The organism is Enterobacter sp. A8, from assembly GCF_004296595.1.
In the GTDB taxonomy this organism is placed as follows: Bacteria; Pseudomonadota; Gammaproteobacteria; order Enterobacterales; family Enterobacteriaceae; genus Enterobacter; species Enterobacter cloacae.
The window spans coordinates 275,296-298,981 of the sequence record NZ_SCMF01000002.1 but is presented as its reverse complement, the minus strand read 5'-3'; the positions used below and the strand labels follow the sequence as shown (position 1 = coordinate 298,981).

22 protein-coding genes and 5 tRNA genes are annotated in these 23,686 nt (G+C 53.7%); 21 read left to right on the top strand and 6 right to left on the bottom strand.

Annotated features, from left to right (window positions below; all coding sequences use genetic code 11):
* Positions 1-38 precede the first annotated feature (38 nt).
* Entirely contained in the window at positions 39-755 is a 717-nt protein-coding gene (locus EQV24_RS09475; RefSeq protein ID WP_013097539.1) for a GntR family transcriptional regulator, read from the bottom strand.
* A gap of 171 nt (positions 756-926) precedes the next feature.
* On the opposite strand from EQV24_RS09475, the gene mngA reads away from it, so the two are divergent.
* From mngA to pnuC, 20 genes are all read left to right on the top strand, one after another.
* Positions 927-2,843, top strand: a complete 1,917-nt coding sequence (mngA, locus tag EQV24_RS09470) for a PTS 2-O-a-mannosyl-D-glycerate transporter subunit IIABC (protein WP_013097538.1) — start codon at positions 927-929, stop codon at positions 2,841-2,843.
* 23 nt (positions 2,844-2,866) lie between these two features.
* The gene (mngB, locus tag EQV24_RS09465) at positions 2,867-5,497 is read left to right on the top strand and encodes a mannosylglycerate hydrolase (RefSeq protein ID WP_038986090.1); all 2,631 of its coding nucleotides are present in this window, start codon (positions 2,867-2,869) and stop codon (positions 5,495-5,497) included.
* 670 nt (positions 5,498-6,167) lie between these two features.
* Entirely contained in the window at positions 6,168-7,736 is a 1,569-nt protein-coding gene (cydA, locus tag EQV24_RS09460; protein WP_013097536.1) for a cytochrome ubiquinol oxidase subunit I, read from the top strand.
* A 15-nt stretch (positions 7,737-7,751) separates the two neighbouring features.
* Positions 7,752-8,891 carry a cytochrome d ubiquinol oxidase subunit II gene (gene cydB, locus EQV24_RS09455; protein ID WP_013097535.1) on the top strand — a complete coding sequence of 380 codons (1,140 nt, stop codon included), beginning with the start codon at positions 7,752-7,754 and terminating at the stop codon, positions 8,889-8,891.
* 14 nt (positions 8,892-8,905) lie between these two features.
* Positions 8,906-9,019, top strand: coding sequence for a cytochrome bd-I oxidase subunit CydX (gene cydX / locus EQV24_RS09450; RefSeq protein WP_003858598.1), 114 nt, complete (start codon positions 8,906-8,908; stop codon positions 9,017-9,019).
* The gene (gene ybgE, locus EQV24_RS09445) at positions 9,019-9,309 is read left to right on the top strand and encodes a cyd operon protein YbgE (RefSeq protein ID WP_013097534.1); all 291 of its coding nucleotides are present in this window, start codon (positions 9,019-9,021) and stop codon (positions 9,307-9,309) included. Before cydX ends, ybgE begins: the two co-directional genes overlap by 1 nt.
* Before the next feature lie 147 nt (positions 9,310-9,456).
* Entirely contained in the window at positions 9,457-9,861 is a 405-nt protein-coding gene (gene ybgC, locus EQV24_RS09440) for a tol-pal system-associated acyl-CoA thioesterase (protein WP_003858593.1), read from the top strand.
* Positions 9,858-10,550, top strand: coding sequence for a Tol-Pal system protein TolQ (tolQ, locus tag EQV24_RS09435; protein WP_013097532.1), 693 nt, complete (start codon positions 9,858-9,860; stop codon positions 10,548-10,550). Before ybgC ends, tolQ begins: the two co-directional genes overlap by 4 nt.
* A gap of 3 nt (positions 10,551-10,553) precedes the next feature.
* Complete coding sequence (tolR, locus tag EQV24_RS09430; protein ID WP_003858589.1) at positions 10,554-10,982, top strand: colicin uptake protein TolR; 429 nt, start codon at positions 10,554-10,556, stop codon at positions 10,980-10,982.
* Positions 10,983-11,010: 28 nt separating this feature from the next.
* Positions 11,011-12,276 carry a cell envelope integrity protein TolA gene (gene tolA / locus EQV24_RS09425; protein ID WP_095427304.1) on the top strand — a complete coding sequence of 422 codons (1,266 nt, stop codon included), beginning with the start codon at positions 11,011-11,013 and terminating at the stop codon, positions 12,274-12,276.
* Between the two features lie 133 nt (positions 12,277-12,409).
* Positions 12,410-13,702, top strand: coding sequence for a Tol-Pal system beta propeller repeat protein TolB (tolB, locus tag EQV24_RS09420; protein ID WP_013097529.1), 1,293 nt, complete (start codon positions 12,410-12,412; stop codon positions 13,700-13,702).
* 35 nt (positions 13,703-13,737) lie between these two features.
* Positions 13,738-14,259, top strand: coding sequence for a peptidoglycan-associated lipoprotein Pal (gene pal, locus EQV24_RS09415; protein WP_006177214.1), 522 nt, complete (start codon positions 13,738-13,740; stop codon positions 14,257-14,259).
* 9 nt (positions 14,260-14,268) lie between these two features.
* Positions 14,269-15,063, top strand: a complete 795-nt coding sequence (cpoB, locus tag EQV24_RS09410) for a cell division protein CpoB (RefSeq protein ID WP_013097528.1) — start codon at positions 14,269-14,271, stop codon at positions 15,061-15,063.
* A gap of 161 nt (positions 15,064-15,224) precedes the next feature.
* Positions 15,225-15,300, top strand: a tRNA-Lys gene (locus EQV24_RS09405).
* A gap of 27 nt (positions 15,301-15,327) precedes the next feature.
* Positions 15,328-15,403: transfer RNA gene (locus EQV24_RS09400), tRNA-Val, on the top strand.
* A gap of 3 nt (positions 15,404-15,406) precedes the next feature.
* Positions 15,407-15,482: transfer RNA gene (locus EQV24_RS09395), tRNA-Lys, on the top strand.
* A gap of 46 nt (positions 15,483-15,528) precedes the next feature.
* Positions 15,529-15,604: transfer RNA gene (locus EQV24_RS09390), tRNA-Lys, on the top strand.
* 22 nt (positions 15,605-15,626) lie between these two features.
* A tRNA-Lys gene (locus EQV24_RS09385) sits at positions 15,627-15,702 on the top strand.
* Positions 15,703-15,893: 191 nt separating this feature from the next.
* Positions 15,894-16,937 (top strand): quinolinate synthase NadA, encoded by a 1,044-nt coding sequence (nadA, locus tag EQV24_RS09380; RefSeq protein ID WP_058679323.1) that lies wholly within the window; start codon positions 15,894-15,896, stop codon positions 16,935-16,937.
* Positions 16,938-16,975: 38 nt separating this feature from the next.
* The gene (gene pnuC / locus EQV24_RS09375) at positions 16,976-17,695 is read left to right on the top strand and encodes a nicotinamide riboside transporter PnuC (RefSeq protein ID WP_020685075.1); all 720 of its coding nucleotides are present in this window, start codon (positions 16,976-16,978) and stop codon (positions 17,693-17,695) included.
* On the opposite strand, the gene zitB is transcribed toward pnuC, so the two are convergent.
* Both zitB and EQV24_RS09365 read right to left on the bottom strand, forming a co-directional pair.
* Positions 17,692-18,624 carry a CDF family zinc transporter ZitB gene (zitB, locus tag EQV24_RS09370; protein ID WP_058679322.1) on the bottom strand — a complete coding sequence of 311 codons (933 nt, stop codon included), beginning with the start codon at positions 18,622-18,624 and terminating at the stop codon, positions 17,692-17,694. The two genes, pnuC and zitB, sit on opposite strands and share 4 nt — an antisense overlap.
* Before the next feature lie 106 nt (positions 18,625-18,730).
* The gene (locus tag EQV24_RS09365) at positions 18,731-19,108 is read right to left on the bottom strand and encodes a YbgS-like family protein (RefSeq protein ID WP_020685076.1); all 378 of its coding nucleotides are present in this window, start codon (positions 19,106-19,108) and stop codon (positions 18,731-18,733) included.
* Positions 19,109-19,412: 304 nt separating this feature from the next.
* Here EQV24_RS09365 and aroG point away from each other — a divergent pair, with 304 nt between their 5' ends.
* Entirely contained in the window at positions 19,413-20,465 is a 1,053-nt protein-coding gene (aroG, locus tag EQV24_RS09360) for a 3-deoxy-7-phosphoheptulonate synthase AroG (RefSeq protein WP_013097523.1), read from the top strand.
* A gap of 61 nt (positions 20,466-20,526) precedes the next feature.
* On the opposite strand, the gene gpmA is transcribed toward aroG, so the two are convergent.
* The 3 genes from gpmA to galK form a co-directional block, all read right to left on the bottom strand.
* Entirely contained in the window at positions 20,527-21,279 is a 753-nt protein-coding gene (gene gpmA, locus EQV24_RS09355; protein WP_008501111.1) for a 2,3-diphosphoglycerate-dependent phosphoglycerate mutase, read from the bottom strand.
* A 220-nt stretch (positions 21,280-21,499) separates the two neighbouring features.
* Entirely contained in the window at positions 21,500-22,543 is a 1,044-nt protein-coding gene (gene galM, locus EQV24_RS09350; RefSeq protein ID WP_095427303.1) for a galactose-1-epimerase, read from the bottom strand.
* Positions 22,537-23,685, bottom strand: coding sequence for a galactokinase (gene galK / locus EQV24_RS09345; RefSeq protein WP_013097521.1), 1,149 nt, complete (start codon positions 23,683-23,685; stop codon positions 22,537-22,539). Before galK ends, galM begins: the two co-directional genes overlap by 7 nt.
* Position 23,686: the final 1 nt, after the last annotated feature.

The window sequence follows — 23,686 nt, the reverse complement described above, 5'->3', positions numbered from 1 at the left end:
CCGTTTCGACATGGTTGGCCGCTGTAAAGCGGCCTTTTTTATTGCCTGCGTTTCGCCACGAGGGTGAATTTGTAATCGTCGGTATTGAACACGTTGCGGCTGTATTCGAAAACCCGGCCATCTTTCAGGAAACCGCGGGAGACTTTTTCCAGGATCGGTTTTGCCGGATCGAGCGCCAGCGCAGCAATCGCCTCTTCTGAGGGCATGACCGGCACCAGCTCCTGTTCACTGCGATCGATGACCAGCTTTTTGATCTGTTCAACGTAGTGGTATTTCGACTTTTCCATCACTTCCCAGGTGAGGTCGGGGAACATCGCCAGCGGCATCCAGGTTTCTTCCAGGTTTACCGGCTTCTGCTTGATGAAGCGTACGCGCTTGACGTGCCAGACCTTATCATCCTCGCCAATTGCCAGCGTAGCCGCGAGTCTTGTATCGGCTTTTACCACTTCAAAAATTTTGACGTCGCTGTGCGTATCAACGTTGCGATCCGCCAGTTTTTCGTAAAAGCCGGTGAGCTGGTAAATGTCGTAATTCACCCGCTCCTCTTTTACATAGGAACCACTGCCCTGGATGCTTTCGATGATCTGTTCGTCGGCAAGGAGTTTCAGGGCCTGCCGGACGGTGACGCGGCTGACGCTAAACGCCTCCTGAAGGCTGGATTCCGTTGGTAGCGCGTCACCCGGTTTTAATTCTCCGGCGTTAATTTTTTCGCGGAAGACATCCGCTATCTGCCGGTATCGCGGTTTGTTGCCCATTTTATCGCGCCTGATTAATACCTTTTCTGAGAATTATGCATTCAACTAATGATTTGTAAATAATACAACTTAAATACAAATTTTGATGTTAGTGAAAATGATCACATAAATGTATTATCCGCTCTGCCACAATCCTTCGCAGACTATAACGATGCAACTGTGAGGATCTCTATGAACCTGACGACCCTGACCGATCCGCGTGCTGTCTGCGTTCAGGCGCAGTTTACCCGCCGTGATGAGGCAATACGTCAGCTCGCGATGCGGCTGGAGGCGCTGGGCAAAATCACTGACGCCGAGGCTTTTCTGGTGGACGTTTTTCAACGGGAATCGCTTGGCCCAACCGCGCTGGGTGAGGGGCTGGCTGTCCCCCATGGCAAATCGGCCACGGTAAAAGAGGCGGCATTTGCCGTCGCAACGCTGTGCGAGCCGCTGGAATGGGAAGGGGTGGACGGGCCGGAAGAGGTCACGCTCATTTTCCTGCTCGCGATCCCTCCGGCGGAAGCCGGATCAACGCATATTGAGGTGTTAACGGCGCTCACGTCTCGCCTGGCGGATGACGATCTCAGGGCCCGCGTAATGGCTGCGACCACGGCCGAAGGTGTGCTGACCGCGCTGGACGCCGCGCCCGGGGAGCAGGCCGACGCCATCCAGGAGAGTGCCCCGACTATTGTCTGCGTTACCGCCTGCCCGGCCGGGATTGCCCACACCTATATGGCGGCGGAATATCTGGAAAAAGCGGGACGCAGGATGGGCGTCAACGTGGTGGTGGAAAAGCAGGGGGCGAACGGCATTGAGGGGCGCCTCACGTCGCAGCAACTGCAGGAGGCCAGAGCATGTATCTTTGCCGCAGAAGTGGCGATCAAAGAGAGTGAACGCTTTGCGGGGATCCCCACCGTTTCCGTACCCGTTGCGGAACCACTACGCCATGCTGAAGCGTTAATAGAACGCGCGCTGGCGTTAAAGCCTGCCGACGCTGCGCGTCATGCGCCCGTCGATACCGAAACAAAAAAGAGTGTCAAAACCGAGCTCAAGCAGGCGCTCCTGAGCGGCATCTCCTTTGCGGTGCCGTTGATTGTCGCCGGTGGTACGGTGCTGGCCGTGTCGGTATTGCTGGCGCAAATTCTGGGGCTGCAGCACTTATTCGATCAGGAAAACTCGTGGCTGTGGATGTACCGCAAGCTTGGCGGCGGCATGCTTGGCATGCTGATGGTTCCCGTTCTGGCGGCGTATACCGCTTATTCACTGGCGGATAAACCGGCGCTGACGCCGGGTTTCGCTGCCGGTCTGGCTGCCAATATGATTGGTTCCGGTTTTCTGGGGGCCATCGCAGGCGGGCTGATTGCGGGCTACCTGATGCGCTGGGTGAAAAATCACATTCGCCTCAGTAGCCGCTTCAACGGCTTCTTAACCTTTTATCTTTATCCGGTTATTGGCGTGCTGGGCGCAGGCAGCCTGATGCTGTTTGTGATCGGCGAACCGGTGGCCTGGATAAACAACGCGCTCACCGCCTGGCTTAATGGTCTTTCTGGCGCGAATGCGCTGCTCCTGGGCGCGATCCTTGGCTTTATGTGTTCGTTCGATTTGGGCGGGCCGGTCAACAAAGCCTCCTACGCGTTCTGCCTCGGGGCGATGGCCAACGGGGTGTATGGCCCCTATGCGATTTTCGCCTCCGTCAAGATGGTCTCGGCCTTTACCGTGACGGCGTCAACGATGCTGGCGCCGAGATTGTTTAAACCGTTTGAAATTGAAACCGGCAAATCAACGTGGCTGCTTGGCCTCGCGGGCATTACCGAAGGGGCGATACCGATGGCGATTGAAGATCCCCTCCGCGTCATTGGCTCATTTGTGCTGGGCTCCATGGTGACAGGGGCGATTGTTGGCGCGATGGGGATCGGCCTGTCCACGCCGGGCGCAGGCATTTTCTCGCTCTTTTTACTTCATGATGCAGGGCTGAGCGGTGTGGTTGCAGCGGCAGGCTGGTTTGGTGCGGCGCTGGTGGGGACCGCTATCTCCACATTTATTCTGCTGCTCTGGCGACGTCAGGCGGTCAAAACGGGCAAATACATCACTGAAGACGCCATACCGTAAAACGCACAACACAGGAAACGAAGATGAAAGCTGTATCTCGCGTTCATATCACGCCGCATATGCACTGGGACCGTGAGTGGTACTTCACCACCGAAGAGTCGCGTATTCTTCTGGTCAATAATATGGAAGAGATCCTGACCCGTCTGGAGCAGGACGAGGCCTATAAATATTACGTTCTCGACGGACAGACGGCAGTGCTGGAGGATTACTTTGCCGTCAAGCCCGAAAACCGCTCGCGGGTGAAGGTGCTTGTCGAGCGCGGAAAACTGATTATCGGCCCGTGGTATACCCAGACCGATACCACGATCGTCAGCGGCGAGTCGATTGTCCGCAACCTGATGTACGGTATTCGCGACTGTATGGCGTTCGGCGAGCCGATGATGATCGGTTATCTGCCGGATTCGTTTGGGATGTCAGGCCAGCTTCCGCATATTTATAACGGCTTTGGCATTACCCGCACGATGTTCTGGCGCGGCTGTTCTGAACGACACGGTACCGATAAAACCGAATTTCTCTGGCAGAGCCAGGACGGCAGTGAAGTGACGGCACAGGTGCTGCCGCTGGGCTATGCGATTGGTAAGTACTTACCTGAGGATGAGGCCGGGCTACGAAAACGGCTCGACAGTTATTTCGAGGTCCTGGAAAACGCCTCTGTCACCAAAGAGATTTTGCTGCCCAACGGACACGACCAGATGCCGCTGCAGCAGAACCTTTTTGCGGTGATGGAGAAGCTTCGTGAAATCTATCCGCAACGTCAGTTTGTGATGAGCCGCTTCGAGGAGGTGTTTGACCATATTGAGGCGCGGCGCGATGAACTGGCGACGCTGAAAGGGGAGTTTATCGACGGGAAATACATGCGCGTGCACCGGACAATCGGCTCCACGCGCATGGACATTAAAATCGCCCATGCGCGTATCGAGAATAAAATCGTCAACGTGCTTGAGCCGCTGGCGACGCTTGCCTGGACTCTCGGCTTCGACTATCACCACGGTCTGCTGGAGAAAATGTGGAAAGAGATCCTCAAGAATCACGCCCACGACAGCATCGGCTGCTGCTGCAGCGACAAGGTGCATCGCGAGATTGTTTCCCGCTTTGAGCTGGCGGAGGACATGGCAGACAACCTGGTGCGCTTCTATATGCGCAAGATTGTCGACAACATGCCGCAATCCGACGCCGATAAGCTGGTGATGTTCAACCTGATGCCCTGGCCGCGTGAAGAGGTGATGAACACCACGATTCGGCTGCGCGCCAGCCAGTTTCGTCTGCGTGATGAGAAAGGCAACGAGATCCCGTATTTCATTCGCAGCGCGCGCGAGCTCGACCCTGGTCTCATTGACCGGCAGATTGTCCATTACGGCAACTACGAACCGTTTATGGAGTTTGATATCCAGCTCAGCCAGATCCTGCCGTCGATGGGCTACCGTACGCTGTTTATAGAACCGCACGTAGCCGGAAAGGTGCTCTCTCCGGCGCAAAACACCGGTGCTTTACTCGAAAATGCTTTCTGGCAGATTGATATAAACGACGACGGTACGCTGCGTCTGCGCGACAAAGAAACCGGCCTGATTTACGACCGGGTACTGGAGATTGAAGAGAGTTCGGATGATGGCGATGAGTACGACTACTCGCCTTCACGGGAAGAGTGGAGACTCACTTCAGCACAGGGCGAGCATCAGGTTGACGTCATACACGAAGCCTGGCAGAGCAGGGCGGTGATCCGCCACCGTATTGCTGTACCGGCAAACCTCTCTGAACGCGCAGCACGTCAGCGAAAGGGTTCTCTTGAGGTGGCATTTGACATTACGCTCAGCCACAACAGCAGACGTATTGATGTGGCGGTGCGTCTGGATAACCAGGCGGATGACCACCGCGTTCGGGTGCTGATCCCCACACCGTTTACGACTCAGCACGTGCTCGCGGATACGCAGTTTGGCACCATTACTCGCCCCGTGCAGGACGCTGCGATGCAACGCTGGCAGGAAGAGGGCTGGAAAGAAGCGCCCGTTCCTGTCTGGAATTTGCTCAACTATGCCGTGCTGCAGGAAAAGCGAAACGGGCTTGCGCTGTTTACAGAAGGACTACGTGAATTTGAAGTGGTGGGCGATACCAAAAAAGCCTTTGCGCTGACTCTGCTGCGCGGCGTGGGGTTACTCGGAAAAGAAGATTTGCTGTTGCGCCCTGGCAGACCTTCGGGGATTAAGATGCCCGTCCCGGATTCCCAGATGCGTGGTCCGTTAACCTGCCGTTTTAGCCTGTTCAGTTTCAGTGGCACCCCTGAAAGCTCGGGCGTCACGCAGCAGGCTAAGGCGTGGTTAACGCCGGTGCAGTGCTATAACAAGATCCCCTGGGATGCGATGAAATTAAACCGTGCGTCGTTCACCACGCCGGAAAGTTACAGTCTGCTGGCGCTTTCCCCGACGGGATGCGTGCTCAGCGCGCTCAAAAAAGCGGAAGATCGGGATGAACTTATTCTTCGCCTGTTCAACCCTTCGGAGTCCAGCGTCTGCGAGACGACGTTATCCGTTAACCCGGCGTTGAAACGGTGCGGCGAAACGGACCTGAATGAACGGTTACTGGATGATCGTGAAGAGCAGGGGATTACCGGCACGTTCAGACCGGGGCAGTCACGAACCTTTAGCATTCTTCTTGCCTGAAAAACGAAAAAAGGCTGCCAAGTGCAGCCTTTTTTCATTAAATAGTCACGCTACGGTGTTAACTTATAGAGCGCGAAAAGTAAATTAAATGTAATTTCGAAGGGTTGCAGTCAAACTCTGGAAAAATAACCTGGCCCGACTACGCTTTAAGGATTGCCCCGCGTCGAAAAGGTGTTTTTCTTTTGCGTTAATTAAAATCACTTCTGTTTATATTTTTTCCCTTCTTCGATAACCAATCACAGCTTTGTATGCACATATCGTTAACATGGTTTTCACCATTCTTACCGCGTTTAAACATGGTTAACATCGGTCGTTGTTTTTGATTTAAATCAAAGTTTAATCCTTGGAAAAAGGTGCTTAAAAGCGCTAAATTGTCCCCGATCAAAATGGTCGAAAAGTGGTAATTTTGCTATAAATTGATCGCCGTCGAAAAACGTAAATATGATTCAATAAAAACCTGTTTATTGTAAGGGTTTTGCAGCGTATTATATTTGCGGGACCAATTTGAGTTTTTTATTAACGTATTTGTAACCTTTCATCACTGCTTTTTCATTCTGTAGAGAATAGGCAACGAAGAAGGGGAGCAGATAACTTTGTATTGGGGCATGCGTGTGGATCCTTTTCCTGGGGTTCACTCTCGGAGTCTTCATGCGATGAGCAAGGAGTCATAATGTTAGACGTAGTCGAACTGTCGCGCTTACAGTTTGCCTTGACCGCGATGTACCACTTCCTGTTTGTGCCGCTGACGCTCGGTATGGCGTTCCTGCTGGCCATCATGGAAACGGTATACGTTCTGTCCGGCAAACAGATTTATAAAGATATGACCAAGTTCTGGGGCAAGTTGTTTGGTATCAACTTTGCACTGGGCGTGGCTACCGGTTTGACCATGGAGTTCCAGTTCGGGACTAACTGGTCATATTATTCCCACTATGTAGGGGATATCTTCGGTGCGCCGCTGGCCATTGAAGGTCTGATGGCCTTCTTCCTCGAATCCACCTTTGTAGGTCTGTTCTTCTTCGGCTGGGACCGTCTGGGCAAAGTCCAGCATATGGCGGTGACCTGGCTGGTGGCATTAGGGTCTAACCTGTCCGCGCTGTGGATCCTGGTGGCAAACGGCTGGATGCAGAACCCGATTGCGTCTGATTTCAACTTCGAAACCATGCGTATGGAGATGGTCAGCTTTGCCGAACTGGTCCTGAACCCGGTTGCTCAGGTTAAATTCGTCCACACCGTGGCCTCTGGCTATGTGTGCGGCGCGATGTTCATTCTGGGCATCAGCTCCTACTATATGCTGCGTGGTCGTGACTTCGCCTTCGCTAAACGTTCCTTTGCTATCGCTGCAAGCTTCGGTATGGCTGCCATCCTCTCCGTTATCGTGCTGGGTGATGAATCCGGTTATGAAATGGGTGACGTACAGAAAACCAAGCTCGCCGCAATCGAAGCTGAATGGGAAACCCAACCGGCCCCGGCTGCCTTTACCCTGTTCGGTATTCCGGACCAGGACGCCCAGGAAAACCGCTTCGCCATTCAAATTCCTTATGCGCTGGGTATCATCGCCACCCGTTCTGTTGACAAACAGGTGACGGGTCTGAAAGAGCTGATGGAGCAGCACGAAGGCCGTATCCGTAACGGTATGAAAGCCTACGCTCTGCTGGAACAGCTGCGTGCCGGTTCTACCGACCAGGCCGTTCGTGACCAGTTCAACGACGTGAAGAAAGATCTGGGCTACGGTCTGCTGCTGAAACGCTATACCCCGAACGTCTCCGACGCGACGGAAGCGCAGATCCAGATGGCAACCAAAGACTCTATTCCACGCGTAGCGCCACTCTACTTTGCATTCCGTATCATGGTAGGCTGCGGCATCATCATGCTGCTGATCATTGCGGCGTCCTTCTGGTCTGTGATTCGTAACCGCATCGGCGAGAAAAAATGGCTGCTGCGTACGGCGTTGTATGCTATCCCGCTGCCGTGGATCGCAATTGAGTCCGGCTGGTTTGTTGCGGAGTATGGACGTCAGCCATGGGCGATTGGTGAGGTGCTGCCAACGGCGGTGGCCAACTCCTCGCTGACAGCAGGCGATCTGATCTTCTCAATGCTGCTGATCTGTGGTCTCTACACCCTGTTCCTGGTGGCTGAACTGTTCCTGATGTTCAAGTTCGCGCGCCTTGGCCCAAGCAGCCTGAAAACCGGTCGCTATCACTACGAGCAGTCCGGTGTGACTACTCAGCCGGCACGCTAAGACAGGAGTCATCAAATGATCGATTATGAAGTATTGCGTTTTATCTGGTGGCTGTTGATCGGTGTTCTGCTGATCGGTTTTGCTGTCACGGATGGTTTCGACATGGGGGTGGGGATGCTCACCCGTTTCCTCGGTCGTAATGACACCGAGCGTCGAATCATGATCAACTCCATCGCCCCGCACTGGGACGGTAACCAGGTGTGGCTGATCACCGCAGGCGGCGCGCTGTTCGCTGCCTGGCCGATGGTTTACGCGGCTGCGTTCTCCGGTTTCTACGTGGCGATGATTCTGGTTCTGGCGTCTTTATTCTTCCGTCCGGTCGGTTTCGACTACCGTTCCAAGATTGAAGACACCCGCTGGCGTAACATGTGGGACTGGGGCATCTTCATTGGTAGCTTCGTTCCACCGCTGGTGATTGGTGTGGCATTCGGTAACCTGCTGCAGGGTGTACCGTTCCACATGGACGAGTACATGCGTCTTTACTACACCGGTAACTTCTTCCAGCTGCTGAATCCGTTTGGTCTGCTGGCAGGCGTAGTCAGTGTGGCGATGATCATCACCCAGGGCGCAACCTATCTGCAGATGCGTACTGTTGGTGAGCTGCATCTGCGTTCTCGTGCAACGGCTCAGGTTGCTGCCCTGATCACACTGGTCTGCTTCGCGCTGGCAGGTGTTTGGGTGGTCTACGGTATTGATGGTTACGTGGTGACGTCTGCGATTAACCACGTCGCGCCGTCTAACCCGCTGACCAAAGAAGTGGCGCGTGAGGCCGGTGCATGGCTGGTGAACTTCAACGCGATGCCTGTGCTGTGGGCTATTCCGGCGTTGGGTGTGTTGCTGCCGCTGCTGACGGTTCTGACGTCTCGTCTGGAAAAAGGCGCTCTGGCGTTCGTGTTCTCATCACTGACGCTGGCGTGCATCATCCTGACTGCAGGTATCGCTATGTTCCCATTCGTGATGCCATCCAGCACCATGCTGAATGCTAGCCTGACCATGTGGGATGCAACCTCCAGCCATATGACGCTGAACTTAATGACTTATGTTGCTTGCGTGTTCGTTCCGATTGTTCTGGCCTACACCATCTGGTGTTACTGGAAAATGTTCGGTCGTATCACTAAAGAACATATCGAAAGCAACACCCACTCTATGTACTAAGTAAGGAGCTGAATATGTGGTATTTCGCATGGATTTTAGGGACGCTTCTTGCCTGTGCTTTTGGTGTCATCACTGCCCTGGCGCTTGAGCACGTTGAAGCGACCAAAGCGGGTGAAGAAAAACACTAATGAAGATTATCGCAACGTTATATGCGGTAATGGATAAGCGCCCGTTACGGGCGCTTTCTTTAGTGATGGCATTACTGCTGGCAGGGTGTATCTTCTGGGACCCTTCGCGTTTTGCAGCGAAGACCAGCGAGCTTGAGATCTGGCACGGCTTTCTCATTATGTGGGCGGTGTGCGCAGGTGTGATCCACGGCGTAGGCTTTCGTCCGAAAGCGATTCACTGGCAGGGCATTTTCTGCCCGCTTATCGCCGATATCGTGCTGCTTGCTGGATTGATTTTCTTCTTCTTCTGAATAAGAAATGTCCGTTAACCATATGGGCTTACCCGAGCCCATAAAAATTTACTCTCCGTTTACTTTCTCCCATTCCAAACCATCATTCCCGCGCGTATAGTAGCGAAGTTTAAAGCATAAACTTTTGTTGCATTACCGGGATGTAAAGTGAATACAACGCTGTTTCGATGGCCGGTTCGTGTCTATTACGAAGATACCGATGCCGGTGGTGTGGTTTACCACGCCAGCTACGTTGCTTTTTATGAACGGGCACGCACAGAGATGCTGCGCCATCATCACTTTAGTCAACAGGTACTGTTGGCTGAGCGAGTTGCCTTTGTGGTACGCAAGATGACGCTTGAGTATTTTGCGCCTGCCAGACTCGACGATATGCTCGAAGTCCAAACTGAAATTACATCAATGCGCGGAACCTCGCTGGTTTTCACGCAGCGGATAGTCAATGCAGAGAACACCGTACTGAACTCAGCTGAAGTACTGATTGTCTGTGTTGATCCAACCATAATGAAGCCTCGTGCGCTTCCTAAGTCTATTGTCGCGGAGTTTAAGCAGTGACTGACATGAATATCCTTGATTTGTTCCTGAAGGCAAGCCTTCTGGTTAAACTTATCATGCTGATTTTGATTGGTTTTTCAATCGCATCCTGGGCCATCATCATCCAGAGAACGCGTATTCTCAATGCGGCTGGCCGTGAAGCGGAAGCGTTTGAAGATAAGTTCTGGTCGGGTATCGAACTGTCCCGTCTGTATCAGGAAAGTCAGGGTCGTCGCGATAGTCTCGCTGGCTCCGAACAAATTTTCTACAGCGGATTCAAAGAGTTTGCCCGTCTGCATCGCGCGAACAGCCATGCACCTGAAGCGGTGGTGGAAGGAGCCTCGCGTGCGATGCGTATCTCCATGAACCGCGAGCTGGAAAATCTCGAAACGCACATTCCTTTCCTGGGAACGGTGGGTTCCATTAGCCCGTATATCGGCCTGTTTGGTACGGTGTGGGGGATTATGCACGCCTTTATCGCGCTGGGCGCAGTGAAGCAGGCGACGTTGCAGATGGTTGCACCGGGTATTGCAGAAGCACTGATTGCAACCGCTATCGGTCTGTTTGCGGCAATCCCGGCGGTTATGGCTTACAACCGTCTGAACCAGCGCGTGAATAAACTGGAACTGAACTACGACAACTTCATGGAAGAGTTCACCGCGATTCTGCACCGTCAGGCGTTTACCAGCACCGAGAGCAACAAGGGGTAAACCATGGCCAGATCGCGTGGACGAGGTCGTCGCGAGCTCAAGTCCGAAATCAATATCGTTCCGCTGCTGGACGTACTGCTGGTGTTGCTGCTGATCTTTATGGCGACAGCGCCCATCATTACCCAGAGCGTGGAAGTTGATCTGCCGGATGCGACAGAATCACAGGCGGTAAGCACCAATGACGATCCTCCGGTCATCATTGAGGTTTCCGGCGTAGGGCAATACAGCGTCGTGGTAGAGAAAGATCGTATGGATCAGCTACCGCCGGAGCAGGTGATTGCTGAAGCGCAACGACGCCTGGAGTCAAATCCGAAAACGGTCTTCTTAATCGGTGGTGCGAAAGACGTGCCTTACGATGAAATTATTAAAGCGCTGAACTTGCTACATAGTGCGGGTGTTAAGTCTGTCGGCTTAATGACTCAGCCTATTTGATCATCCGCGTAGTTTTTGGGAACCGATAGTGTCAAAGGCAACCGAACAGAACGACAAGCTTAAGCGAGCGATAATCGTCTCCGCAGTGCTGCATGTGATCCTTTTTGCAGGGCTGATCTGGAGTTCGTTCGACGAGCATATTGATGCATCAGCGGGCGGCGGTGGCGGTTCTTCTATCGACGCCGTCATGGTGGATCCCGGTGCGGTCGTGCAGAACTATAACCGTCAGCAACAGCAGCAGGCGAGTGCAAAACGGGCTGAAGAGCAGCGAGAAAAACAGGCGCAACAGCAAGCGGAGGAACTGCGTGAAAAGCAGGCCGCCGAGCAGGAACGTCTGAAGCAGCTTGAGAAAGAACGTTTGCAGGCGCAGGAAGCCGCGAAAGAGCAGGCAGAACAGCAGAAGCAAGCCGAAGAGGCCGCGAAGAAAGCCCAGGAACAGCAAAAGCAGGCGGAAGAGGCGGCAGCTAAAGCCGCAGCGGATGCCAAAGCACAGGCTGATGCCCAGGCGAAATTAGCGGCAGAAGCGGCGAAGAAAGCCGCTGCCGACGCCCAGAAGAAAGCGGAAGCGGAAGCCGCGAAGAAAGCCGCCGCTGATGCTCAGAAGAAAGCGGAAGCAGAAGCCGCGAAAAAAGCCGCTGCTGATGCTCAGAAGAAAGCTGAAGCCGAAGCTGCAAAAAAAGCTGCTCAGGAAGCCGAGAAGAAAGCGGCTGCCGAGGCTGCGAAGAAAGCCGCCGCTGCCGAGAAAGCTGCCGCAGAAAAAGCCGCCGCTGCTGAAAAAGCGGCTGCGGAGAAGAAAGCTGCCGACAAAAAAGCTGCAGCTGAGAAGGCTGCTGCCGATAAAAAAGCGGCTGCTGAAAAAGCTGCAGCGAAAAAGGCTGCTGCAGAAAAAGCCGCTGCCGCTGCGGGCGTTGACGATCTGCTGGGCGATCTCAGTTCCGGTAAGAATGCGCCGAAAACAGGCGGTGGGGCGAAAGGAAACAACGCAGCACCGACAGGAAGTGGTAACACTAAGAGCAACGGTGCGACAGGGGCTGAAATCAATGGCTATGCTGCGCAGATTAAATCCGCTATCGAAAGCCGATTCTATGATGCGTCTTCCTATACCGGTAAAACGTGTACGCTGCGTATAAAACTGGCGCCGGACGGCATGCTTCTTGATATTAAGTCTGAAGGTGGGGATCCCGCTTTGTGTACTGCAGCTCAGGCTGCCGCACGTCAGGCGAAGATGCCTAAACCACCGTCTCAGGCAGTCTACGAAGTCTTTAAAAATGCACCGCTGGACTTCAAACCTTAAGTTACATTTTCCCCGTGCAAACGGGGAAAAATAGACCAGGTTTAGTCACAGGGTTTAGTAGTTTTGTCTATTTGGGTTTGTTAACATTCTGCTAAATTATCGTGGGTAAGGTTACCCAGATAAGGGAGATATGATGAAGCAGGCATTACGTGTAGCATTTAGTTTCTTAATGCTGTGGGCAGCTGTACTGCACGCAGAAGTACGTATCGAGATCACCCAGGGGGTGGACTCGGCACGCCCAATCGGTGTAGTTCCATTCCAGTGGGCTGGCCCTGGTGCGGCGCCTGAAGATGCCGGCGGCATCGTGGCAGCTGACCTGCGTAACAGCGGTAAATTCAACCCGTTAGATCGTTCTCGTCTGCCTCAGCAGCCGGGTAGCGCGCAGGAAGTTCAACCTGCCGCATGGTCTGCACTGGGCATTGATGCCGTGGTTGTGGGTCAGGTTACCCCTAACCCGGACGGCTCTTACAACGTGGCCTGGCAGCTGGTGGATACCGGCGGTGCACCGGGTACCGTTCTGGCTCAGAACTCTTACAAGGTCACTAAACAGTACCTGCGCTATGCGGCTCACGCTGCCAGCGATGCGGTATTCGAAAAACTGACCGGTATTAAAGGTGCGTTCCGTACCCGTATCGCCTATGTGGTACAGACTAACGGCGGCCAGTTCCCGTATGAGCTGCGCGTCTCTGACTACGACGGTTACAACCAGTTCCTGGTGAAACGCTCTTCTCAGCCGCTGATGTCTCCAGCCTGGTCTCCGGACGGGTCTAAACTGGCTTACGTGACCTTCGAAAGCGGTCGTTCTGCGCTGGTTATTCAGACGCTGGCTAACGGTGCTGTTCGTCAGGTGGCGTCGTTCCCACGTCACAACGGTGCGCCTTCGTTCTCGCCGGACGGCTCTAAGCTGGCCTTTGCGCTGTCCAAAACCGGTAGCCTGAACCTGTACGTGATGGACATTGGTTCTGGTCAGATCCGTCAGGTGACGGATGGTCGCAGCAACAACACGGAACCATCATGGTTCCCGGACAGCCAGAACCTGGCGTTTACCTCTGACCAGGCAGGCCGTCCACAAATCTATAAAGTGAACATCAACGGCGGGGCTCCGCAGCGTATCACCTGGGAAGGCTCTCAGAACCAGAACGCAGATGTGAGCAGCGACGGTAAATTTATGGTAATGGTCAGCTCCAACGGTGGGCAGCAGCACATTGCCAAACAAGATCTGGTAGCGGGTGGCGTCCAAGTTCTGTCGTCAACGTTCCTGGATGAAACGCCAAGTCTGGCACCTAACGGCACTATGGTAATCTACAGCTCTTCTCAGGGGATGGGATCTGTGCTGAATCTGGTTTCTACAGATGGGCGTTTCAAAGCGCGTATTCCGGCAACTGATGGACAGGTAAAATCCCCTGCCTGGTCGCCGTATCTGTAAATAATAATTAATTGATTACTAAAGGAATCATAGAAATGCAACTGAACAAAGTGCTGAAGGGGCTGATGATCGCTCTGCCTGTAATGGCAATCGCAGCGTGTTCTTCTAACAAGAACGCCAGCAATGACCAGAGCGGCGAAGGCATGATGGGTGCCGGCACCGGTATGGACGCGAACGGCAATGGCAACATGTCCTCTGAAGAGCAAGCGCGTCTTCAGATGCAGCAGCTGCAGCAGAACAACATCGTTTACTTCGATCTGGATAAATACGACATCCGTTCTGACTTCGCTGCGATGCTGGATGCTCACGCTAACTTCCTGCGTAGCAACCCGTCTTACAAAGTCACCGTAGAAGGTCACGCGGACGAACGTGGTACTCCAGAGTACAACATCTCCCTGGGTGAACGTCGTGCTAACGCTGTTAAAATGTACCTGCAGGGTAAAGGCGTTTCTGCTGACCAGATCTCCATCGTTTCTTACGGTAAAGAAAAACCTGCAGTACTGGGTCATGACGAAGCGGCGTACGCCAAAAACCGTCGTGCCGTACTGGTTTACTAAGAGAATTGCATGAGCAGTAACTTCAGACATCATCTGTTGAGTCTGTCGTTACTGGTTGGAATAGCGGCCCCCTGGGCCGCTTTTGCTCAGGCACCAATCAGTAGTGTCGGCTCAGGCTCGGTGGAAGACCGGGTCACTCAACTCGAGCGTATCTCTAACGCTCACAGTCAGCTTTTAACCCAACTCCAGCAACAACTTTCCGATAACCAAACTGATATCGACTCCCTCCGTGGTCAGATTCAGGAGAGCCAGTATCAGCTTAACCAGGTTGTGGAACGTCAAAAGCAGATCTTGCTGCAGATTGATAGCCTGAGCAGCGGGGGGGCAGCAGCGCAACCAGCAGCGGGCGATCAAAGCGGAGCGGCCACAGACGCGCCAGCGCCTTCAGCCGATGCCTCTGCTGCGACAGGGGCGCCTGTGCAGAGTGGTGACGCGAACACGGATTACAACGCGGCCATTGCACTGGTACAGGATAAATCGCGCCAGGATGATGCTATCGTTGCGTTTCAGAACTTCGTTAAGAAGTACCCGGATTCCACTTACCAGCCAAACGCAAATTACTGGCTGGGTCAGTTGAATTACAACAAGGGTAAAAAAGACGATGCGGCGTTTTATTTCGCTTCTGTGGTGAAAAATTACCCCAAATCGCCAAAAGCGCCTGATGCGATGTTTAAGGTCGGCGTGATCATGCAGGACAAAGGTGACACTGCGAAAGCCAAAGCGGTTTATCAGCAGGTGGTTGCAAAATTCCCGGGCACGGAAGGGGCCAAACAGGCGCAAAAACGTCTGAGTTCGATGGGATGATTATCGCATGACCAGAAATCGCGTTATTTCTGGTCGTGCAGCATGATTACTAAGCAGTTAAGTGATCTTCATCGAAATTTTTGTTGCGCAGAATTCTTAAATCAGTAATATATGCCGCCGTTGCCACGGGATATCAAACAACGTGAAAGCAGCGTAAAAGTGGGTCGTTAGCTCAGTTGGTAGAGCAGTTGACTTTTAATCAATTGGTCGCAGGTTCGAATCCTGCACGACCCACCACTTATAGCAGTTCCGGCAGTACAGAGTGGGTGATTAGCTCAGTTGGTAGAGCATCTCCTTTACACGGAGGGGGTCGGCGGTTCGAGCCCGTCATCACCCACCACTCGGGTCGTTAGCTCAGTTGGTAGAGCAGTTGACTTTTAATCAATTGGTCGCAGGTTCGAATCCTGCACGACCCACCACTTCAAACGTGGAACCGAGTAAAATCTTCGAAGTCAGCACCCGAATGGGTCGTTAGCTCAGTTGGTAGAGCAGTTGACTTTTAATCAATTGGTCGCAGGTTCGAATCCTGCACGACCCACCACTTCGAAGAAAAATCCCGCAAGGGGTCGTTAGCTCAGTTGGTAGAGCAGTTGACTTTTAATCAATTGGTCGCAGGTTCGAATCCTGCACGACCCACCAATGTTAAAAAGCGCCCTAAAGGCGCTTTTTTGCTATCTGCGATACAACAAATGCTCCGCACATCTATTCCCGGTGACTTTTCACTCCAGATTCGCTATCTTGTTTAGTATACAAAACACAATTGTCCTGCGTTTTGCTATGTCAGGCAAAAGAAAGGCAATATTGTTAAGCCAGTAAAACGAGAAGCCATAATGAGCGTGATGTTTGATCCTGAAGCCGCAATCTATCCCTTCCCGCCGAAGCCTGTTCCGCTGAGCATGGATGAAAAGCAGTTCTACCGTGAGAAAATCAAGCGTCTTCTCAAAGAGCGAGATGCCGTGATGGTGGCACATTACTACACCGACCCGGAAATCCAGCAGTTGGCGGAAGAGACCGGAGGCTGTATTTCTGACTCTCTGGAGATGGCGCGCTTTGGTGCAAAACATCCTGCTTCCACGCTACTGGTTGCGGGGGTGCGTTTTATGGGGGAAACGGCAAAAATCCTTAGCCCTGAAAAAACCATCCTGATGCCAACGCTGAACGCGGAGTGTTCACTGGATCTCGGCTGTCCGATTGACGAATTCTCGGCCTTCTGCGATGCCCATCCTGACCGGACCGTGGTGGTGTACGCCAATACGTCCGCTGCAGTGAAAGCGCGCGCAGACTGGGTTGTTACGTCGAGCATCGCCGTTGAACTGATTGAGCACCTGGACAGCCTGGGTGAGAAGATTATCTGGGCACCCGACCGCCATCTGGGAAGCTACGTCCAGAAGCAGACCGGGGCAGACGTGCTCTGCTGGCAGGGCGCCTGCATCGTTCATGACGAGTTCAAGACGCAGGCACTGTCCCGCATGAAGGCGCTTTACCCTGATGCCGCTATTCTTGTTCATCCTGAATCACCGCAGTCGATTGTCGACATGGCCAATGCCGTGGGTTCAACCAGCCAGCTTATTAATGCTGCCAGAACGTTGCCGCATAAGCAGCTTATCGTGGCGACCGATCGCGGTATCTTCTACAAGATGCAGAAGGCCGTGCCGGAGAAAGAGCTCCTCGAAGCGCCAACCGCAGGCGAGGGGGCCACGTGCCGCAGCTGTGCGCACTGCCCGTGGATGGCGATGAACGGCCTGAAAGCGATTGCCGAAGGGTTAGAAACCGGCGGTGCGTCGCATGAAATCCATGTGGATGCCGCTCTGCGTGAAGGCGCGTTAGTTCCACTTAACCGCATGCTGGATTTTGCGGCTACACTACGTACTTAATTCACTACGTACTTAATTCACTACGTCCCGGGGAAAAGATGGATTTTTTTAGCACACAAAACATTCTGGTTCATATACCGATTGGTGCAGGTGGCTATGACCTGTCATGGATTGAGGCCGTTGGCACGCTGGCGGGATTACTCTGTATCTGGCTCGCAAGCCTGGAGAAGATCAGCAATTACGCGTTCGGGCTCATTAACGTTACGCTGTTTGCGATTATCTTCTTCCAGATCCAGCTCTACGCAAGCTTGCTTTTGCAGCTGTTCTTTTTTGCGGCCAATATCTACGGGTGGTACGCGTGGTCGCGGCAGAACAGCCAGCAGGAGGCCGAGCTGCAGATCCGCTGGTTACCCTTGCCGAAAGCCATCGCCTGGTTTGTCGCGTGTGTGGTCGCCATTGGTTTAATGACGGTCTACATCAACCCGGTATTTGCTTTCCTGACCCGCATTGCTGTGGCGGCCATGTCCGGCATCGGGTTACAGGTGACAATGCCTGTGCTTCAGCCGGATGCTTTCCCGTTCTGGGATTCCTGCATGATGGTGTTGTCCATTGCGGCGATGATCCTGATGACCCGTAAATACGTTGAGAACTGGCTGCTGTGGGTCATCATCAATGTCATCAGCGTGGTGATTTTCGCCCTGCAGGGCGTCTACGCGATGTCTCTGGAATATCTGCTGTTGACCTTCATTGCCCTGAACGGAAGCCGGATGTGGATTAACAGCGCGCGTGAGCGAGGCTCACACGCGCTCTCCAGTTAATGGTGGTGATGATGTGAATGGTCGGACTGCGCCTCATTCAGGTGGCAATCCGGCCCGTTACAGGGCTGGTACTCCATCTGGATGGTCGCGTGACCAATTTCATAGTGATGTTCAAGAAAGTGCTGGATGCGTTCGAGCAGCGCATCGTGGTCGTGCGGCGGGATCACCTGGACGTGCAACGTCATAACCGGTTTCTCGCCCACCAGCCAGACGTGCACGTGGTGGACGTTACGTACTTCAGGAACTGAACGATGCAGATTACGCTTTAACTCGGCGATATCCACAGAGGCGGGCGCCCCCTCCAGCAACTCATTGACGCTCTCCTTCAATAGCCGCCAGGCGCTGCGTAACACCAGACACGAGACCAGTACAGAAAGAATAGGGTCGACAGGCGTCCAGCCAGTGTAGAGGATCACCAGTGCGGCAACAATGGCTCCCACCGAGCCCAGTAAATCTCCCATCACATGCAGAGCGGCGGCGCGTACGTTAAGGTTCTTTTCGCCACTGCCGCTATGCAAAATCCAGAAGGCCAGAAGATTGGCAAGCAGCCCCGCCACGGCGATCGCCATCATTGTCATCCCGGCGACCGGCTGAGGGTGTCTGAAGCGCTGAATGGCCTCCCAGACGATAAGAAGGGTAATGACCACCAGCGCAATCGCATTAACAAACGCGGCAAGCGTCGTCAGCCTCAGCCAGCCGAACGTATGGCGTGCATTAGGAGGACGACGGGCAAACTGTACGGCCAGGAGGGCAAAAAGCAGCGCTGCTGCATCGGTAAGCATATGTCCGGCGTCAGCCAGCAGCGCCAGGGAGCCGGAGATCAAACCGCCGATCACCTCAATAATCATGAAGGTGGCGGTAACGCCGAAGGCCAGCAGCAGGCGTTTAGCGTTGTCGTCGCCGGAGGCGTGGGAATGCGTGTGTGCCATGTTATCTTTCCTGATTCGTTATTGTTATTAGTGTAGCGTTTTTAATAAGTTACTCAAAAAGAAAGGAGAGCCTGAGCTCTCCTTTCGCAGTTAAATCCCTAACCGGTTACTGGGTTGTACCATCCGTTTTGGTATTGGCATCATCGCCCACTTTGTCATTCGCGTCCGGGCAACGGCCGTCTTTACACATTGTGTTTTTGTGAACCTCATCCTTGCTCATATTGTCATGATTCATGGTGCCGGAGTCGGTACCATCAGGGTGCAGCATCGTGCCGCCGGTATTCGTGTTCCCGTTATTAATTTGGCTGTTATCGACATTGTTCGGGGCGACATTCTGTTTGGCATCAGGGGCCACCTGGCCTGCTGACGCAGCCGCGTTAGCATCGCCGTTACCCGATGAGCTCGTTTCAGCCGCAAGAACGCTGCCGCTTGCCAGGGTGAGGGTTGCCGTCAGGAAGAGAGTTGCCAGTTTCGTCATTTTCATCATGGTGCTCCTGTTCTTGTCGTTACGCTGGATAACATTCTCCAACAGTGCATCTTTTTCAGAGGCGAAAGATCCCGCCAGACGGACTTACGTCAGTAGGGAATCGCGTTTAATAAAGCAAAAATGGTTGTTACAGTTAAAAAGCTTAGGTTAGATCTCGTTTTTCGCTATTTTGTGGCGATTTTTAGGCGAATTCCAGGAATTATCTGCGTGAAGTGTAAAACCGTGTTTACACTTCCTGGTCGACAAGATAGATTGAAAGGATTGCTTTCATTACAAAAGATATGGCAGAGCTGGAAAGAAGATGAATTATCAGAACGACGATTTACGCATTAAAGAGATCAATGAGTTATTACCTCCTGTAGCACTCCTTGAGAAATTCCCCGCCACTGAAAATGCCGCAAACACGGTTTCTCATGCTCGTAAAGCGATCCACAAGATCCTGAAAGGTAATGACGATCGTCTTCTGGTGGTGATTGGCCCGTGCTCAATCCACGATCCTGCCGCGGCAAAAGAGTATGCCGCGAGACTGCTTAAGCTGCGCGAAGAGCTTAAAGATGAGCTGGAAATTGTGATGCGCGTGTACTTTGAAAAGCCGCGCACCACCGTTGGCTGGAAAGGGCTGATTAACGATCCGCATATGGACAACAGCTTCCAGATTAACGACGGCCTGCGTATTGCGCGCAAGCTGCTGCTGGAGATTAACGACAGTGGCCTGCCAGCCGCCGGTGAGTTCCTGGATATGATTACGCCACAATATCTGGCAGACCTGATGAGCTGGGGCGCCATTGGCGCGCGTACCACTGAATCTCAGGTTCATCGTGAACTGGCGTCCGGCCTCTCTTGCCCGGTGGGTTTTAAAAACGGTACCGATGGCACCATCAAAGTCGCTATTGATGCCATCAATGCGGCAGGGGCACCACACTGCTTCCTGTCCGTGACCAAATGGGGTCACTCTGCCATTGTTAACACCAGCGGTAACGGTGACTGCCATATCATTCTGCGCGGCGGTAAAGAGCCTAACTACAGCGCAAAACATGTCGCAGAGGTGAAGGTCGGGCTGGAAAAAGCGGGGCTGCCGCCTCAGGTGATGATCGACTTCAGCCACGCTAACTCCAGCAAGCAGTTTAAAAAGCAGATGGAAGTTGGCGCAGATGTTTGTCAGCAGATTGCTGGCGGCGAGAAAGCGGTGATTGGGGTGATGATTGAAAGCCATCTGGTTGAGGGTAACCAGAACCTCGAAGGCAGCGAGCCGCTGGTCTATGGCAAGAGCGTGACGGATGCCTGCATTGGCTGGGAAGATACCGACGCCATCCTGCGTCAGCTGGCGAATGCGGTAAAAGCCCGTCGCGGTTGATTCTTCCGACTCAAATAAAAAAGCGCGGAAGGCTCCGCGCTTTTTTTATGTCCGGCGAAAATTACTTCGCTTTACCCTGGTTCGCAACAGCCGCGGCTTTCGCTGCGATCTCATCCGCGTTACCCAGATAGTAGTGTTTGATTGGCTTGAAGTTTTCGTCGAACTCATACACCAGCGGTACGCCAGTCGGGATGTTCAGTTCGAGGATCTCGTCTTCACCCATGTTGTCCAGGTATTTCACCAGCGCGCGCAGGGAGTTACCGTGAGCGGCGATGATCACGCGCTCACCGCTTTTCAGGCGTGGCAGAATGGTTTCGTTCCAGTAAGGAACAACGCGGTCAATGGTCAGCGCCAGGCTCTCGGTGGTTGGCAGCTCAGCGTCGGTCAGTTTCGCGTAACGCGGGTCGTGGCCCGGATAGCGCTCGTCATCTTTGGTCAGCTCTGGTGGGGTTACCGCGAAGCCGCGACGCCACTGTTTAACCTGCTCGTCACCGTACTTCTCAGCGGTTTCGGCTTTGTTAAGACCCTGCAGCGCACCGTAGTGACGCTCGTTCAGTTTCCAGGATTTCTCAACCGGCAGCCAGGCCTGATCCAGCTCGTCCAGCACGTTCCACAGGGTGTGGATGGCACGTTTCAGCACAGAGGTGTAAGCAAAATCAAAGCTGAAGCCTTCTTCTTTCAGCAGTTTACCTGCTGCTTTTGCTTCGCTTACGCCTTTCTCAGACAGATCAACGTCGTACCAACCGGTGAAGCGGTTTTCGTTGTTCCACTGGCTTTCGCCGTGGCGCACCAGAACCAGCTTAGTAATAGCCATCTCTTACTCCTCAAGCATTTTTAGAATGATAACAATTCTCATTATATTGCCGTGGCCGTGCCAGCAGCAACGCTTAACCCTAACCATAGCGAAAATAGTCTCTGAGTGTAAGGTGCTTGTGAATCCAGGGTTATGATTTTGTCTGCGATTGGCGCTATTTTCAGCAAGGCGTGCAGAAAAAAGCCCTCCGGGGGAGGGCTGACGATGTTGCGGCCGGAGGTTAACCGTGCGGAGTAAAATGATACTCGGTGACGCTGACGTACTCTTCACCCGGGCGCAGCACACAGTCCGGCTGTGGCCATTCGGGATGGTTCGGGCTGTCCGGCAGGAACTCACTCTCCAGCGCCAGACCTTGCCAGTCGCTGTACTCGCCGTGCTCTCGTGCGGTTGTCCCGCCAAGATAGTTACCTGAGTAGAATTGCAGGGCAGGGGCGCTGGTGTAGACCGTCATCTGCAGTTTTTCATCCGCAGACCAGACCTGTGCAGCAGGCTGTTTCACATTGCCTTGTGCCTGCAGCAGGAACGCGTGGTCGTAACCTTTCACCTTGCGCTGATCGTCATCGCTCAGGAAATCCTGGGCGATAGATTTTGCGTTGCGGAAGTCAAAGCTGGTACCTTCCACGGGCTTCAGCCCCTGATACGGAATGCCCATCTCGTCCACCGGCAAATAGGCATCCGCAAGGATCTGCAGCTTATGGTTACGCACATCGCACTGGTTACCGTCCAGATTGAAGTAGGCGTGGTTGGTCAGGTTGACCGGACACGGCTTATCGACCGTCGCACGGTATTCAATGGCGATACGGTTGTCGTCGGTCAGCGTAAAGCGTGCAAACGCGGTAAGGTTACCCGGGAATCCCTGGTCGCCATCCAGCGAGTCAAGTGAAAACAGCACTTCCCGGTCGTTTTGCTGGACAATTTTCCAGCGGCGTTTGTCAAATCCTTCCGGTCCACCATGCAGCTGGTTCTCACCCTGGCTTGGCAGCAACGTGTAGCGAACACCGTCGAGCTCAAAACGGCTTTTCGCAATGCGGTTCGCATAGCGCCCGACGGACGCGCCAAGATAGGCGGCCTGGTTGATATACTGCTCAGGCGAGGCGCAGCCGAGAAGGGTTTCGCGCACGCTGCCGTCTGGCATTGGTACGCGGGCGGAAAGTAGGGTGGCACCCCAGTCCATGAGCGTAACAACCATCCCCGCGCTGTTGCGCAGGGTTAACAGGCGATACGGCAGACCATCCGGTGCGAGGGTTGGCGTTTCGTTTAGCACTGTCCGGCTCCTTGTGATGCTTTACAAACATAGAACGTTTCTTTAATGCCCGTTTTGGCTTCGTACTGTTTCTCCACCGCCGACTGGACGGCCGGGACGAGATCTTCCGGCACCAGAGCGACGATGCAGCCACCAAAACCACCGCCCGTCATGCGTACACCGCCTTTATCGCCGATGACCGCTTTGACAATCTCCACCAGGGTGTCGATTTGCGGAACGGTGATTTCGAAGTCATCGCGCATGGAGGCGTGGGACTCTGCCATCAGTTCCCCCATACGTTTCAGGTCTCCTTTTGCCAGCGCGGAAGCGGCTTCAACGGTTCGGGCGTTTTCGGTCAACACATGACGAACGCGTTTTGCCACTACCGGATCCAGCTCGTGCGCCACTTTGTTGAATTCATCAAGCGTCACGTCGCGCAGGGCCGGCTGCTGGAAGAAGCGTGCGCCGGTTTCGCACTGCTCGCGGCGGGTGTTGTACTCGCTGCCCACCAGCGTACGTTTAAAGTTGCTGTTGATAATCACGACCGCGGCACCCTTTGGCAGGGGAACGGCTTTGGTTCCAAGCGTTCGGCAGTCAATCAGTAACGCATGCTCTTTTTTGCCCAGCGCGGAGATAAGCTGGTCCATGATGCCGCAGTTGCAGCCCACAAACTGATTCTCCGCTTCCTGGCCGTTCAGTGCGATTTGCGCCCCGTCCAGCGGCAGATGGTACAGCTGCTGGAAGACGGTTCCTACCGCCACTTCCAGGGATGCCGACGAGCTTAAACCGGCCCCTTGTGGCACGTTGCCGCTGATGACGAGATCCGCACCGCCAAAATTCTTATTACGCTTTTGCAGATGTTTCACCACGCCGCGCACATAGTTGGACCACTGCTGGCTGTCGTGGATAACAATCGGGGCATCGAGGGAAAACTCGTCCATCTCATTACCGTAATCCGCCGCAATCACGCGCACTTTGTGGTCATCGCGCTTTGCGCAGGCGATCACCGTCTGGTAATCAATGGCACAGGGCAGAACAAAACCGTCGTTGTAGTCGGTGTGTTCACCAATCAGGTTTACGCGGCCAGGTGCCTGGATAACGTGGGTGGCAGGGTAGCCAAATTTTTCAGCAAACAGGGATTGTGTTTTATCTTTCAGACTCATT